Origin of the sequence: Agrobacterium sp. SOY23, from assembly GCF_027212525.1 — a bacterium.
GTDB lineage: Bacteria > Pseudomonadota > Alphaproteobacteria > Rhizobiales > Rhizobiaceae > Agrobacterium > Agrobacterium tumefaciens_I.
The window spans coordinates 854,924-868,135 of record NZ_JAPWDT010000001.1 but is presented as its reverse complement, the minus strand read 5'-3'; the positions used below and the strand labels follow the sequence as shown (position 1 = coordinate 868,135).

Sequence of the window (13,212 nt, the reverse complement as noted above, 5' to 3'; positions counted from 1 at the left end):
GGGGGGCGAGACATGGCCGAACTGAAGCCGCTGATCGCCAAGGTCGCGAACGGAGAAAGCCTGAACCGCGAGGATGCGCGTACGGCTTTCGACATTCTGATGTCGGGCGAAGCCACCCCGTCGCAGATCGGCGGTTTCCTGATGGCGCTACGGGTGCGTGGCGAAACGGTCGACGAAATCGTCGGCGCCGTTTCCTCCATGCGCGCCCGCATGTTGCCGGTTTCGGCCCCCGCCAATGCCATCGATATCGTCGGAACCGGCGGTGACGGCATCGGCACCTATAATATCTCGACGCTGGCATCGATCATCGTTGCCGGCACGGGCCTGCCGGTCGCCAAGCATGGCAACCGGGCGCTGAGCTCCAAATCCGGCACGGCGGATGCGCTGTCCGCGCTTGGCGTGAGGCTCGATATCGGTCCCGAACTCATCGCCCGCTGCATCAGCGAGGCGGGTCTCGGCTTCATGTTCGCGCAGATGCACCATTCCGCCATGCGCCATGTCGGCCCAAGCCGGGTCGAACTCGGCACACGCACCATCTTCAACCTGCTGGGGCCCCTCTCCAATCCGGCCGGCGCCAAACGGCAATTGCTCGGCGTCTTTTCGCCGCGCTGGCTGGTGCCGCTTGCCGAAGTGCTGCGCGATCTCGGTTCGGAAAGCATCTGGGTCGTGCACGGCGACGGCATGGATGAAGTCACCACCACCGGCGTTACCCATGTGGCGGCGCTGGAAAATGGCAAGATCCGCACCTTCGACCTGACGCCGAAGGATTTCGGCGTCGAACCGGCCAAAATGAACGATCTGAAGGGCGGCGACGGCATCGCCAATGCGGCAGCACTGCGCGAGGTTCTCTCCGGCCGCCGCAATGCCTATCGCGACGTGTCGCTCTGCAACGCCGCGGCGGCGCTGGTGATCGCCGGCAAGGCGGAGACGCTGAGCCAGGCCATGACGATCGTCAGCGAGGCGCTCGACAGCGGCAAGGCCGCCGCCGCACTCGACCTTCTGGTCGCCGTATCCAACGAGGAATGAGAGCGAAACCATGAGCGACATTCTCAAAAAGATCGAGACCTACAAGCGCGAAGAAATCGCCGCCGCCAAGACGAAGGTTTCGCTTGCCGATCTGAAGGCCATGGCCGCAGACCAGACCGCGCCGCGCGGTTTTTACAAGGCGCTCCGGGCAAAACAGGCCGAAGGCAAATTCGGCCTCATCGCCGAAATCAAGAAGGCCAGCCCCTCCAAGGGCCTCATCCGTCCCGATTTCGATCCGCCGGCGCTGGCGGCCGCTTACGAGGCGGGTGGTGCCGCCTGCCTCTCGGTCCTGACGGATACGCCGAGCTTTCAGGGGGCGCCGGAATTCCTGACCGCCGCCCGCAATGCCTGCGCCCTGCCGGCGCTGCGCAAGGATTTCATGTTCGACACCTATCAGGTGCATGAGGCCCGCGCCTGGGGTGCGGACTGCATTCTGCTCATCATGGCCTCGCTTTCCGACGACGAAGCCAAACGCCTTGAAGACGAAGCTTTTGCGCTGGGCATGGATGTGCTGGTCGAGGTGCATGATGCGGAGGAAACCGAACGTGCGCTGAAGCTCGCCTCGCCGCTTCTCGGCATCAACAACCGCAACCTGCGCACCTTCGAAGTCAGCCTCGAAACCAGCGAGAAATTGGCGGGCCTCGTGCCGGCCGACAAGCTGCTGGTCGGCGAAAGCGGCATCTTCACCTTCGAGGACTGCCAGCGTCTGCAGAAGAGCGGCATCAGCACCTTCCTCGTCGGCGAGAGCCTGATGCGCAAGGACGATGTGACGGCGGCCACCAAAGCGCTGCTGACAGGCCAATCCGGCATTCTGGCAGCGGAATAAACCCCGATGAGTGAGACGACCAAGCTCACCCATATTGATGCCGCCGGCGAGGCGCATATGGTCGATGTCGGCGACAAGGCCGAAACCGTCCGTGTCGCCGTCGCAGAGGGCTTTGTGAAGATGAAGCCGGAAACGCTGGCGCTCATCCGCGACGGCAATGCCAAGAAGGGCGATGTCATCGGCACCGCCCGGCTGGCCGGCATCATGGCCGCCAAGCAGACGGCCAATCTCATTCCGCTCTGCCATCCGCTGATGCTGACCAAGGTGGCGGTGGACATTACCGAGGATACCGCCCTGCCCGGCCTCCGGGTCGAGGCCATGGTGAAACTGTCCGGCAAGACCGGCGTGGAGATGGAAGCGCTGACCGCTGTCTCCATCGCCTGCCTGACGATCTATGACATGGCGAAAGCCGCCGACAAGGCGATGGAAATCGTCAATATCCGCCTTCTTGCAAAGAGCGGCGGCAAATCCGGTGATTTTCGCCGACAGGAGAGCTGAATGAAACCGCTGCTGCCCGTGGACGAGGCCATCAAACGCCTTCTGGAAGCAGCAGCTCCGGTAACGGACAGCGAGACCCTGCCGCTTGCCGACTGTGATGGCCGCGTTCTCGCGACAGATCTGGCCGCACGCCTCACCCAGCCCCCCTTCGATGCTTCGGCCATGGATGGCTATGCATTGCGCAGCGCCGATGCGCCGGAGATCGGCTCGGTCCTCACCGTCATTGGCCAGGCGGCTGCCGGCCATGCTTTTACGGGCACGGTGGGCAAAGGCGAAGCCGTGCGCATCTTCACCGGCGCACCCGTGCCTGAGGGCACCGATACGATCCTCATTCAGGAAGATGCGGAAGCGCTGGAAGACGGTAGTAATATCCGCACCGGCTTCGCTGTCGCCGCCGGGCGACATATCCGCCCGCGCGGACAGGATTTCACTGAAGACGAAACGGCTCTGGATGCCGGGCGCGAGCTTGGCTTCACCGACCTGACGCTGGCGGCGGCCATGAACCACGCCGCACTTTCCGTCTATCGCAGGCCACGCATCGCCATCCTCGCCACCGGCGACGAATTGTTGCCGCCGGGAAGCGCACCGCAACCCGCGCAGATCATTGCCTCCAACACCTTCGGTATCGCCGCACTGGCCCGGCAGGCGGGTGCGGAGGTGATTGATCTCGGCATCATTGCCGATGATGACAGCCTCATCCGCGCCGCCATCGGCAAGGCCGTCGCGGCCGGGGTGGATGTGCTGGTGACGCTGGGCGGCGCCTCGGTCGGCGACCATGATCTGGTGCAGGCGGCATTGAAGGCGGAGGGCATGCAGCTCGATTTCTGGCGCATCGCCATGCGTCCGGGAAAACCGCTGATGGTCGGGGCCATCGGCAGCATGCAGGTTCTCGGTCTGCCCGGAAACCCGGTCGCCAGCCTCGTCTGCGGCCTGCTCTTCCTTGAACCGCTGATCCGCAGGATCGCCCGTCGTGCGCCGCTGGAGCGCGGGACCACAGCCCGCACCGCGACCCCGCTGAAGGCCAATGATCATCGGCAGGACTATCTGCGCGCCCGTTTCAGCACGGACGAAAACGGTGTGCTGGTGGCGGAAGCCCATGCGAAGCAGGATTCATCCATGATGAAGATATTGGCCCATTCGGACGGCCTGATCGTGCGCCCGCCGCATGCGCCGGAAGCGGCGCCCGGCGCGATATGCCCGGTGATACGACTGAAATTCTGACACCCAGGCCCTCCGGGCGGGCTTACGACCGGCAACATATGGGCGTCCCTCCCGAACCTGCGGAAGAATTGCTGCGCCGTCATCCATCCTGAAATGCGCGAAAACAAAGAGATGGAACGGTTTTGAGATTGAGCAAAGGCGAAGCGACAGCATCGCAACCTCGAACAGGACTGTAACATTCCTGTCTCCTGACACGTATGACAAAAGAAACCGCCCGAAAGCGGGAAACTCGACGTATTCAGAATCCACCCTCTCGATGCATCCCGAAACTATTTCGCGACATTGTTGTGCCAAAATAAATCACATGAATCCTTTATTGGGATTGACAGAGTAAATGCGATGCTGTCACCAAGACGAATAGTAGAGAGGAAAATTTCAGGAACTCTTCGAAAATGAAAATTACTTATAATTATCAATTAAATAAGATAAAAAACGGCAAAAATGAAATTTCCGGAAATAAAAATTAGTTTCCCGTAAATTAAGCTTTCTAAAACGAGCTTAATAATAATAATCATAGTCGATAAGCAGACTCACTGGAGTTTCTTGATGAACACGGCATCCACGCCCAAAACCACGGGGCCAGACATTGCCGGGCAAATTGCCTATGCCATGCGGAGCATGGGTGTTTCGCCGATCCCGCGTAACTACAGCCTGTTTTACGAAGCCTATATCGGCTCAAACCCGGCGCTGACGAAGGATCTGGCGGCACTTGGAAACCGCGTCACGCAGGAGGATCTGGATGATCTCTCTTCGCGTTACGGCGAAGGCAATCCCAACCGCTCCATCGACGATGCGCAAGAGAAGCTGCGGCGCGAGCTGGAGGCGCTGCTCGGCACGCTGAAGCGTGAACAATCTTCCATCGAGAACTACAACAGAATTCTCGGAGAAACGCGCCAGCGCATCGATGACAAGAATGCCGCCAGCAGCAATATTCTCAGAAATGCGATCGCGTTGCTGGCCGAGGCCACCGGCTCGAAGATCATCGATGGGGAAAAGGCGTTCAACGACGTCAACCGCCATGCCGAGGAAATGCATCAGGTGCGCCTCGAACTCGATGAATACAAGCGCATCGCCAATACGGATTCGCTGACGCGCCTGTCCAACCGCCGCGCCTTCGACGACCGGCTGGCCTCGGTCTATGACAGCTCCATCGGCCTGCAATATACCACGCTCGTGCTGCTCGACATCGATCACTTCAAGCGGATCAACGACACGTTCGGCCATCCGGTCGGCGACAAGATTCTCGCCACCGTCGCTTCGGTCATCCGCGCCAATGTGCGCAAGGATGGTTTCGTCGCCCGCAGCGGCGGCGAGGAATTCGCCATCATTCTTGACGGCAACACGCCGGAAGAGGTGATGGTGGTGTGCGAGCGCATCCGCCTGTCACTGGAAAGCACACCTTTCCGCAATTCGAGATCAGGCGCCGATTACGGCACGGTCACCATCTCCATCGGCTTCGCCTCCGCCGCCCAGGCCGGCAATCCGAGCGAGCTTTACGCCCATGCCGATACGGCGCTCTACCATGCCAAGGAAACCGGCCGGAACCGTTCCGTGTTTTACGAAGACGGCATGCAAAAGAATTATGTCGGCAAGAACTGGCTGATTTATCGGACGTAAGAAGGGCGGCGTCCAAAAACATCCCAACCGTCATGCCGGACTTGATCCGGCATCCAGTCAGCCCAAGTCCTTGGGCTGAAAAGACCCTCTCACCGCATCGACGCGCGTCGGCTGGCCCCCGGGTCTAGTCGCCGCGCTCTCGCTGCGATCCGATGCTCACCCAAACAGAGCGCATCACCACATGGTCTTCGCCGCCCGCGCCGCCCATTCCCGGTCATAGGTCTCCTGATCGAACTCCGCCTTCGCCGCCTTGAGCAGCAGGCCGGGTGTCGGCAGCAAAGCCGGATCGACGAAATTGTCGGGGTTCCACAGTTCAGAGCGCATCAGCGCCCGGGCGCACTGGAAATAAACCTCGTCAATCGTGACAACGATGACGGTGCGCGGATGTTTGCCGTCCATCTCGAAGCTCTGCAACAGCTCGGCATCGACGGAAACCACGGCGCGGCCATTGATGCGCATTGTCGTATTCGAGCCGGGGATCAGGAACATCAGCGCCACGCGCGGATCGCGCACAATGTTCAGAAGCGAATCGACGCGGTTGTTGCCGCGCCAGTCCGGCAGGAGCACGGTCCTGTTGTCAGCCACCCGCACGACGCCGCCCTTGTCGCCGCGCGGCGAACAGTCCATGCCTTCGGGCCCCACCGTCGCCAGCGCGAGGAACGGTGATGCCTCGATCATCTGCCGGTATTCCGCCGTCAGCGTGGCCGTCACCTTGGCGACCGAGGCTTCGCTCGTGCCGTCATAAATGGCCTTCAGTTCCTCAACCGTGCGAATGATCGTCATATCCGTCCCAATCCCTCGAAATCACGCTGCGCCACCGACGGGCGCAATCCCCTACTCTTCCGCCGCTTCCGCCTTTTCCCGTTCCGCCCGCTCGCGTGCGGTGCGTGCGGCAACGAGATCGGCCGGCTGGGCATTGCCGCGGATCAGCGAACGGCCGGCATAAATGCCGCCGACGACTTCCATGGCAAAACGCTCCTCGTCGCGGTCGCGGAATTCCTCCACCAGGCGGGCAGCGTCTTCCCGCTCCTCGCCCATGGCGCCCAGCACTTCCTCGCTGAAATTCAAGGCCGATTCCAGCGTCTCACGAATCTGGTAATCGACGCCCGCCTTCAGAAGATCGATCGCGTGACCACGGTCAAAGGCACGGGCAAGGACGGGAACCAGCGGGAATTCGTGCTTGACGATCTCCGCGATCCGCACGGCCGCTTCCTTGTCGTCGACGCAGATGAGCACGGCCCGCGCCGTGCTGGCGCCCGCTGCGTGCAGGATTTCCGCCCGCGAGCCATCGCCATAATAGACCTTGAAACCGAATTCCGCCGCATCGCGCACGAACTCCGCGTCCTTGTCGATCAGCGACAGCGTATAGCCGCGCGCCAGAAGCGGCTGGCTGACGATCTGGCCGAAACGCCCGAAGCCGATCAAGAGAATGCTGCCTTCGACATTCTCAGGCACATCGAGATCGTCGGTATTGGGAACCGCCGCCGGCACCAGCCGATCATGCAGGATGACCATCAGCGGCGTCAGCACCATGGAGATGATGATGGTCGCCGTCAGGATGGCGTTGGCCTCCCGGTCGAGAATGCCGGCGCTGACGGCGGCGGAATAAAGCACGAAGGCGAATTCGCCGCCCTGCGCCATCAGCACCGCCCGCTCCAGGCTTTCACGCCGCGTGGTGCCGAGCGCCCGCGCCACGCCATAGATCAGGAAAGCTTTCAGCAGCATGTAGCCGGCGACGCTGACGACCACGAGCTGCCAGTTGGAGGCGATGACGGCAAGGTCGATCGCCATGCCGACGCCCAAGAAGAACAGGCCGAGCAGAATGCCGCGAAACGGCTCGATATCCGCCTCGAGCTGATGGCGGAAGGAGGATTCCGACAAAAGCACGCCGGCCAGAAACGCCCCCATGGCCATGGAAAGACCGCTGACCTGCATCAAAAGCGCCGACCCCAGCACCACCAGCAGCGCCGCGGCTGTCATTACCTCGCGCGCGCCGGAGGCCGCCAGCAGGCGGAAGAACGGGTTCAACAGATAACGCCCGGCGAGGATGAGCGCACCGACGGCGGCAAGCGCGATGCCGATCGAAAGCCAGCGCTCCGAGGCGGTCACATGCTCCCCACCCGAACCGAGAAAGGCGACAAGCGCCAGCAGCGGCACGATGGCGAGGTCCTCGAACAGCAGGATCGCAATGATGCGCTGACCTTTCAGGCTCGACATGCTGTTGCGCTCCTGCAGCATCTGCATGACGATCGCCGTCGAGGTCAGCACGAAACCGGTGCCGGCAACAAAGGACATGATGACGGGAAAACCGAGGCTGACACCCACCAGCGTCAGGCCGCCCATGCAGACCAGCACCTGCAATGCACCCAGCCCGAAAATATCCTGCCGCATCGACCACAGCCGCGACGGCTGCATTTCAAGGCCGATGATGAACAGGAACATCACTACGCCCAGTTCGGCTATGTGCAGGATGGCCTGCGAATCGGAGAAGAAACCGAGACCATAAGGCCCGATCACAAGGCCGGCGGCCAGATAACCCAGCACCGAGCCAAGGCCGATGCGCTTGAAGATCGGCGCGGCCACAACGCCAGCCGCCAAAAGCACGACCACCTGGGCCAGATCATTTCCGTTCGCTTCTACAGCCACACGCCACCCCGCTGAAAATTGATTAGACGAGGGTGTTCCCTCCCCCACTTCCTAGCGCATCGGCGTGAGAATCGAAAACGATTTTCGTGAAGGACGATGCATGGATTCAACGGGTTATTTGCTGCCGGGACATGATGGCTACAGATGCGGCAGCCCCTCTTCCTCATCCCGGTGCTCACCACGGGAATGAGGGAGGCAAATATGGCAACCGGCAAAGGCAAGACGTATCGCCTACCGGGAGCGCGGCTCCCTGCTCAAGCCCTTCTCCGCAAGCTGCCGCTCATAATCAGCAAACAGCGCGTCGCCGGTCTCACCCAGCTCCTTCAGATATTTCCAGGTGTAGATGCCGCTGTCATGGCCATCGTCAAACACGATGCGCACCGCGTAATTGCCGGTGGCGACCATGGAACGGATGGCGACATTGCGTTTTCCGGGCACCGTGACCTTTTGTCCCGGTCCGTGGCCCTGCACTTCCGCCGAGGGCGAAAGCACGCGCAGCATCTCGGCGCCAAGCCGGTAAATGCTTCCATCATCGAAGGAAACGGTCAATTCACGCCGGTCTTTCGACACAAGCAGCTCGGTCGGCCAGGCATCACTCATTTTTCACTTCCGCAGGCTCGTCATATGCGTCAGAATTACGGACTTGCCTCACGATAGGCAAGCCACTACATCAGCTGTAGGCCACACATTCGGCCCCGTGTGTCCGGCGCGTGACGCAATGAGGATGGAGACGTGAACGGTTTTTCCGGCTCGCTTGAAAAGGCGAAAACCCTGGCGGAAAACAACGCCCCGATGGTGGACCCCTTCGGCCGCGCCATCACCTATCTGCGTGTCTCCGTGACCGACCGCTGCGATTTCCGCTGCACCTATTGCATGTCCGAGCACATGACCTTCCTGCCGAAGAAGGATCTGCTGACGCTCGAAGAACTCGACCGGCTCTGTTCCGTCTTCATAACGCGCGGCGTGCGCAAATTGCGGCTGACCGGCGGCGAGCCGCTGGTGCGCAAGAACATCATGTCGCTGGTGAGGAACCTCGGCCGGCATGTACAAAGCGGCACGCTCGACGAACTGACGCTGACCACCAACGGCTCGCAGCTTGCGAAATTCGCAGCCGAACTTGCCGATTGCGGGGTGCGCCGCATCAATGTCTCGCTCGATACGCTCGACCGGGATAAATTCCGCCAGATCACCCGCTGGGGCGATATCGACCGGGTCATGGAAGGGCTCGATGCCGCGCAGGCGGCTGGCATCAAGGTCAAGCTCAATGCGGTGGCGTTGAAGGATTTCAACGACGCCGAAATGCCCGAGCTGATGCGTTTTGCCCATGGCCGCGGCATGGACCTGACCGTCATCGAAACCATGCCGATGGGCGAAATCGAGGAAGACCGCACCGACCGCTATCTGCCGCTCTCGCAGCTGCGCACCGATCTCGAGCAGAACTTCACGCTTGTCGACAGCGACTACCAGACTGGCGGCCCCGCCCGTTACGTGACGGTGAAGGAAACCGGCGGCAGGCTGGGCTTCATCACGCCGATGACGCATAATTTCTGCGAAAGCTGCAACCGCGTCCGCCTCACCTGCACCGGCACGCTTTATATGTGTCTCGGCCAGGACGATGCCGCCGATCTGCGCACGGCGCTGCGCGCTTCCGACAGCGACGCCTATCTTTCCGCCGCCATCGACGAAGCGCTGCTGCGCAAGCCGAAGGGGCATGATTTCATCATCGACCGGACCCACAAGCGCCCGGCTGTCGCCCGTCATATGAGCGTGACCGGCGGCTAAGCGGCGGCTGAACTTCTTTCTCGTCCACCCACCCATATAAACGGTTGAATTGCCAGCTCTACCGTGCCACGTCTCTATGCATGGAGGAATGCGTGGTCGTGCCCGAGAGGCGGCCCACACCGCCCGGCAAGGGCGGCGGGAAACCGCGCATGGTCTGGGATATTTGGGAATGGCATTGACGGACAATACGCGCGGCGCACTTTTCATGGCGCTCGCAATGGCAAGCTTCACGGCCAACGACGCGCTGACGAAGTCCGTCACCCCCTACATCAATACCGGCCAGATCATGTTTGTGCGCGGCATCATGACCGTGGTGCTGATCTATATCGCTGCCCGGCATTTCGGGGCGCTCCGGCCGCTGAAGACCCTGCTGCGGCCCATCATCATCCTGCGCTGTCTCTGCGAGGTGACAGCCGCCGTTCTCTATCTGACGGCGCTCGGCCTCATCGAATTTTCCAACGCATCGGCCATTCTCCAGTCCCTGCCGCTGGTGGTGACGCTAGGGGCCGCACTTTTCCTGCGCGAGCCGGTCGGCTGGCGGCGCTGGGTGGCGATCATCGTCGGTTTCATCGGCGTGCTCATCATCATCAGGCCCGGCCCGGAAGGCTTCACGCCGGGGGCGCTGCTGGTCGTCGCGTCGCTCGCGGCCACTGCCGCGCGTGATCTGCTGACCCGGAAAATGTATGCCGATGTGCCCTCGCTCGCCATCACCGTCATCACCGCCTTCGTCAACATGGCGGTGGGCGGGCTTCTGATCGTGCCTTTCGGCGGCTGGCAGCCGATGAATTTCACGATCGTGTCGCATCTGGCCGGTTCGGCCATTCTGGTGCTGGTCGGTTACCAGGCCATCATCCTGTCGATGCGCACGGGCGAAATCTCCTTCGTCGCACCCTTCCGTTACACCGGCCTGCTCTGGGGTTTCATGATCGGCGTGTTCTTCTTCAACGAAAAGATCGACAGCTACACCATCGTCGGCGCCATGATCGTCATCGGTTCCGGCCTTTATACCTTCTATCGCGAAAGCCTGCGCAAGCGCTCGCAGATGGCCAAGCGCGCGGCCGCGACACCCACGGCCGCAACCACGGTGCGACCGGCTTCCGTTACGAAAACTTCCGTAACGGAAGAGGCGGGAGAATGACATGAGAAGCAGCCGTTTCCTCGACCGCACCACCCCGCCCCATATCATCACGCTTGTCGTCATCGCCGGCGTCGCGGCGCTGTGCATGAACCTGTTCCTGCCCTCGCTTTCGGCCATGGCGCTCTATTTCGAGATCGACTACGCCGTGATGCAATTTGCCGTCTCCGGTTATCTTGCTGCCACGGCCTTGCTGCAATTGGTGATCGGCCCGCTCTCTGATCTGTTCGGCCGCCGTCCGGTGATGCTCGCCAGCATCGCGATCATGATCGCCGCCACGCTCATCTGCATGCTGGCGTCCGATATCACCGTCTTCATGATCGGGCGCGTGGCGCAGGCGGCCGTCGTGTCCGGCTTCGTGCTGGCCCGCGCCATCGTGCGTGACATGGTGCCGATGGAACAGGCGGCCTCGATGATCGGCTATGTGACCATGGGAATGTCCGTCGTGCCGATGGTCGGCCCCACGGTCGGTGGCCTGCTGAACGACTTCTCCGGCTGGCAGTCCAGCTTCGCGCTGCTTGCGCTTCTTGGCGCCGGCATTCTGGTGCTGGCCTGGTTCGATCTCGGCGAAACCAATCACAGCAAGTCGGCGAGCTTTTCGCAGCAGTTCCATGCATGGCCGGAGCTTCTGCGCTCGCCGCTGTTCTGGGGTTATGCGCTGACCTCGACCTTCTCGTCGGGCATGTTCTTTTCCTTCCTCGGCGGTGCGCCCTTCGTCGGCAGCGTGCTTTACGGGCTGACACCCGCCATGCTCGGCCTGCAGTTCTTCTTCATGGCCAGCGGTTACATGCTCGGCAATTTCGTCTCCGGCCGTTATGCCAGCCAGATCGGCATCACCCGCATGATGCTCTCGGGCAATGTCATCGCCATCACCGGTATTGTCACGGCCATCGCGCTGATCCTGGTCGGAGCGGAAAGCGCCTATGCGTTTTTCGTGCCGCTTGCCCTGATCGGCGTTGGAAACGGCGTGACGCTGCCAAGCGCCAATGCCGGCATGGTCAGTGTCCAGCCGCATCTGGCCGGTTCCGCCTCCGGTCTCGGCGGTGCCATGACCATCGGCGGCGGCGCGGCGCTTTCGGTGCTCGCCTCCTCCGTCCTGTCCAAAGAGGACGGAACCTGGCCGCTTCTTCTGGTAATGCTGGCGACCGGCCTTGTCGCCCTTCTCACCACCTATGTCGTAAGGCTGCAGGAACAGCGGCAATGATCGCCCCTCCCCGTAACATACCCGGTCTTGTGCTCGCCGGCGGGCTTTCCCGGCGCATGGGCAACAACAAGGCGATGGTGGCGCTCAACGATGCGCCGCTCATCTCCCATGTCATCCGCCGCATCACGCCGCAGGTCTGCGATGTCACCATCAATGCCGCCATCACCGACAAGGGCAGCTGGGCGGAAGGTTTCGGCCTGCCGCTTCTGCCCGATACGGTGAACGGCCATGCCGGGCCGCTCGCGGGCGTTCTCGCCGGCATGCGGCACTTCCGCAATCGCGAGGCCACGGGCAGCCATTTCCTGACCGTGCCGGCCGACAGCCCGTTTTTCCCGGACGATCTCGTGGCAAGGCTTGGCGAGCACCTGTCGGAGGATGTTATCGTCATCGCCGCCTCCAGCGGCCAGCTTCACCCGGTCTTCGCGCTGTGGCCGGTGGCGCTTGCCGACGATCTGGAGGAATGGCTGAAGAACGATGCGAACCGCCGCATCCGCGCCTATCTTGCCCGGCACGTCATCATTGGCGTGGCCTTTCCGCCGCTGGAAACGGCAAAGGGCAGCCTCGATCCATTCTTCAACATCAACACGCCGGATGAACTGGCGCTCGCGCGAAGCTATCTGGAGAGTATGGGACCATGACGACACAGAAGGTCTTCGGCATTGCCGGCTGGAAAAATTCGGGCAAGACCGGGCTTGCGGTGCGCATCGTCACCGAACTGACGGCGCGCGGTTACCGCGTCTCCACCATCAAGCACGCCCATCATGATTTCGATATCGACAAGGTCGGCGCCGATAGCTGGCGTCACCGTCAGGCGGGCGCCCATGAGGTTACCATCGTCTCCGGCACCCGTTTTGCCATCATGCATGAGTTGCGCGGCGAACCGGAGCCCTCCTTCGAGGATATTCTTTCCCGCCTCGCCCCCTGTGATCTCGTGCTGATCGAAGGTTATAAATACGAGCCCGTGCCGAAGATCGAGGCGCGCAGGCTGGAAGCGGCGAAAACCGAACCGCTCGCGCCGCTCGATCCGCATATCATCGCGATTGCCGCCGATCATGCCGTGTCCGACACGGAGCTGCCCGTTTTCGATCTCGACGATACCGGCGCCATTGCCGATTTCATCGAAAAGACGGTGGGACTGGTGAGGCCTTAGATCGACCCAATTCCGGGCTGTTTCCCGGCAATTGCAATGGTCGGACCAAATTCAGGAAAAAGAACAAAAATCGTGCGCGAGTGTCTTCCCCGTGACACGTTAGAGTA

13 protein-coding genes are annotated in these 13,212 nt (G+C 61.7%); 10 read left to right on the top strand and 3 right to left on the bottom strand.

Annotation, left to right across the window (positions count from 1 at the left end; genetic code table 11):
- The first annotated feature begins 12 nt into the window (after positions 1-12).
- The 5 genes from trpD to O3S81_RS04275 all read left to right on the top strand — a co-directional run bounded on the left by trpD (position 13) and on the right by O3S81_RS04275 (position 5,188).
- On the top strand, positions 13-1,026 hold the full coding sequence (gene trpD, locus O3S81_RS04295) for an anthranilate phosphoribosyltransferase (RefSeq protein WP_269341208.1): 1,014 nt from the start codon (positions 13-15) through the stop codon (positions 1,024-1,026).
- Positions 1,027-1,036: 10 nt separating this feature from the next.
- Entirely contained in the window at positions 1,037-1,852 is an 816-nt protein-coding gene (gene trpC, locus O3S81_RS04290; RefSeq protein WP_269341207.1) for an indole-3-glycerol phosphate synthase TrpC, read from the top strand.
- A gap of 6 nt (positions 1,853-1,858) precedes the next feature.
- Positions 1,859-2,350, top strand: a complete 492-nt coding sequence (moaC, locus tag O3S81_RS04285; RefSeq protein WP_269341206.1) for a cyclic pyranopterin monophosphate synthase MoaC — start codon at positions 1,859-1,861, stop codon at positions 2,348-2,350.
- A complete protein-coding gene (locus tag O3S81_RS04280) occupies positions 2,351-3,571 on the top strand; it encodes a molybdopterin molybdotransferase MoeA (RefSeq protein WP_269341204.1) in 1,221 nt (406 codons plus the stop codon).
- Positions 3,572-4,117: 546 nt separating this feature from the next.
- A complete protein-coding gene (locus tag O3S81_RS04275; RefSeq protein WP_269341202.1) occupies positions 4,118-5,188 on the top strand; it encodes a GGDEF domain-containing protein in 1,071 nt (356 codons plus the stop codon).
- A gap of 174 nt (positions 5,189-5,362) precedes the next feature.
- On the opposite strand, the gene O3S81_RS04270 is transcribed toward O3S81_RS04275, so the two are convergent.
- From O3S81_RS04270 to O3S81_RS04260, 3 genes are all read right to left on the bottom strand, one after another.
- Complete coding sequence (locus O3S81_RS04270; protein ID WP_269341200.1) at positions 5,363-5,971, bottom strand: pyridoxamine 5'-phosphate oxidase family protein; 609 nt, start codon at positions 5,969-5,971, stop codon at positions 5,363-5,365.
- Between the two features lie 51 nt (positions 5,972-6,022).
- Positions 6,023-7,834, bottom strand: a complete 1,812-nt coding sequence (locus tag O3S81_RS04265; RefSeq protein ID WP_269341199.1) for a monovalent cation:proton antiporter-2 (CPA2) family protein — start codon at positions 7,832-7,834, stop codon at positions 6,023-6,025.
- Positions 7,835-8,065: 231 nt separating this feature from the next.
- Positions 8,066-8,434: a DUF971 domain-containing protein gene (locus tag O3S81_RS04260; RefSeq protein WP_269341198.1), complete on the bottom strand. Its 369-nt coding sequence runs from the start codon at positions 8,432-8,434 to the stop codon at positions 8,066-8,068.
- A gap of 132 nt (positions 8,435-8,566) precedes the next feature.
- Here O3S81_RS04260 and moaA point away from each other — a divergent pair, with 132 nt between their 5' ends.
- The 5 genes from moaA to mobB all read left to right on the top strand — a co-directional run bounded on the left by moaA (position 8,567) and on the right by mobB (position 13,105).
- Entirely contained in the window at positions 8,567-9,616 is a 1,050-nt protein-coding gene (moaA, locus tag O3S81_RS04255) for a GTP 3',8-cyclase MoaA (RefSeq protein WP_269341197.1), read from the top strand.
- Positions 9,617-9,785: 169 nt separating this feature from the next.
- A complete protein-coding gene (locus O3S81_RS04250) occupies positions 9,786-10,754 on the top strand; it encodes a DMT family transporter (protein WP_269341196.1) in 969 nt (322 codons plus the stop codon).
- A 1-nt stretch (position 10,755) separates the two neighbouring features.
- On the top strand, positions 10,756-11,955 hold the full coding sequence (locus O3S81_RS04245; protein WP_269341195.1) for a multidrug effflux MFS transporter: 1,200 nt from the start codon (positions 10,756-10,758) through the stop codon (positions 11,953-11,955).
- Positions 11,952-12,593: a molybdenum cofactor guanylyltransferase MobA gene (gene mobA / locus O3S81_RS04240; protein WP_269341194.1), complete on the top strand. Its 642-nt coding sequence runs from the start codon at positions 11,952-11,954 to the stop codon at positions 12,591-12,593. The genes O3S81_RS04245 and mobA overlap by 4 nt, the downstream gene beginning before the upstream one ends.
- Positions 12,590-13,105: a molybdopterin-guanine dinucleotide biosynthesis protein B gene (gene mobB / locus O3S81_RS04235; RefSeq protein WP_269341192.1), complete on the top strand. Its 516-nt coding sequence runs from the start codon at positions 12,590-12,592 to the stop codon at positions 13,103-13,105. The genes mobA and mobB overlap by 4 nt, the downstream gene beginning before the upstream one ends.
- Positions 13,106-13,212 lie beyond the last annotated feature (107 nt).

Coding starts and splice junctions, on each gene's coding strand:
- trpD (WP_269341208.1), top strand. CDS start 13: ATGGCCGAACTGAAGCCGCTGATCGCCAAGGTCGCGAACGGAGAAAGC.
- trpC (WP_269341207.1), top strand. CDS start 1,037: ATGAGCGACATTCTCAAAAAGATCGAGACCTACAAGCGCGAAGAAATC.
- moaC (WP_269341206.1), top strand. CDS start 1,859: ATGAGTGAGACGACCAAGCTCACCCATATTGATGCCGCCGGCGAGGCG.
- O3S81_RS04280 (WP_269341204.1), top strand. CDS start 2,351: ATGAAACCGCTGCTGCCCGTGGACGAGGCCATCAAACGCCTTCTGGAA.
- O3S81_RS04275 (WP_269341202.1), top strand. CDS start 4,118: ATGAACACGGCATCCACGCCCAAAACCACGGGGCCAGACATTGCCGGG.
- O3S81_RS04270 (WP_269341200.1), bottom strand. CDS start 5,971: ATGACGATCATTCGCACGGTTGAGGAACTGAAGGCCATTTATGACGGC.
- O3S81_RS04260 (WP_269341198.1), bottom strand. CDS start 8,434: ATGAGTGATGCCTGGCCGACCGAGCTGCTTGTGTCGAAAGACCGGCGT.
- O3S81_RS04250 (WP_269341196.1), top strand. CDS start 9,786: ATGGCATTGACGGACAATACGCGCGGCGCACTTTTCATGGCGCTCGCA.
- O3S81_RS04245 (WP_269341195.1), top strand. CDS start 10,756: ATGAGAAGCAGCCGTTTCCTCGACCGCACCACCCCGCCCCATATCATC.
- mobA (WP_269341194.1), top strand. CDS start 11,952: ATGATCGCCCCTCCCCGTAACATACCCGGTCTTGTGCTCGCCGGCGGG.
- mobB (WP_269341192.1), top strand. CDS start 12,590: ATGACGACACAGAAGGTCTTCGGCATTGCCGGCTGGAAAAATTCGGGC.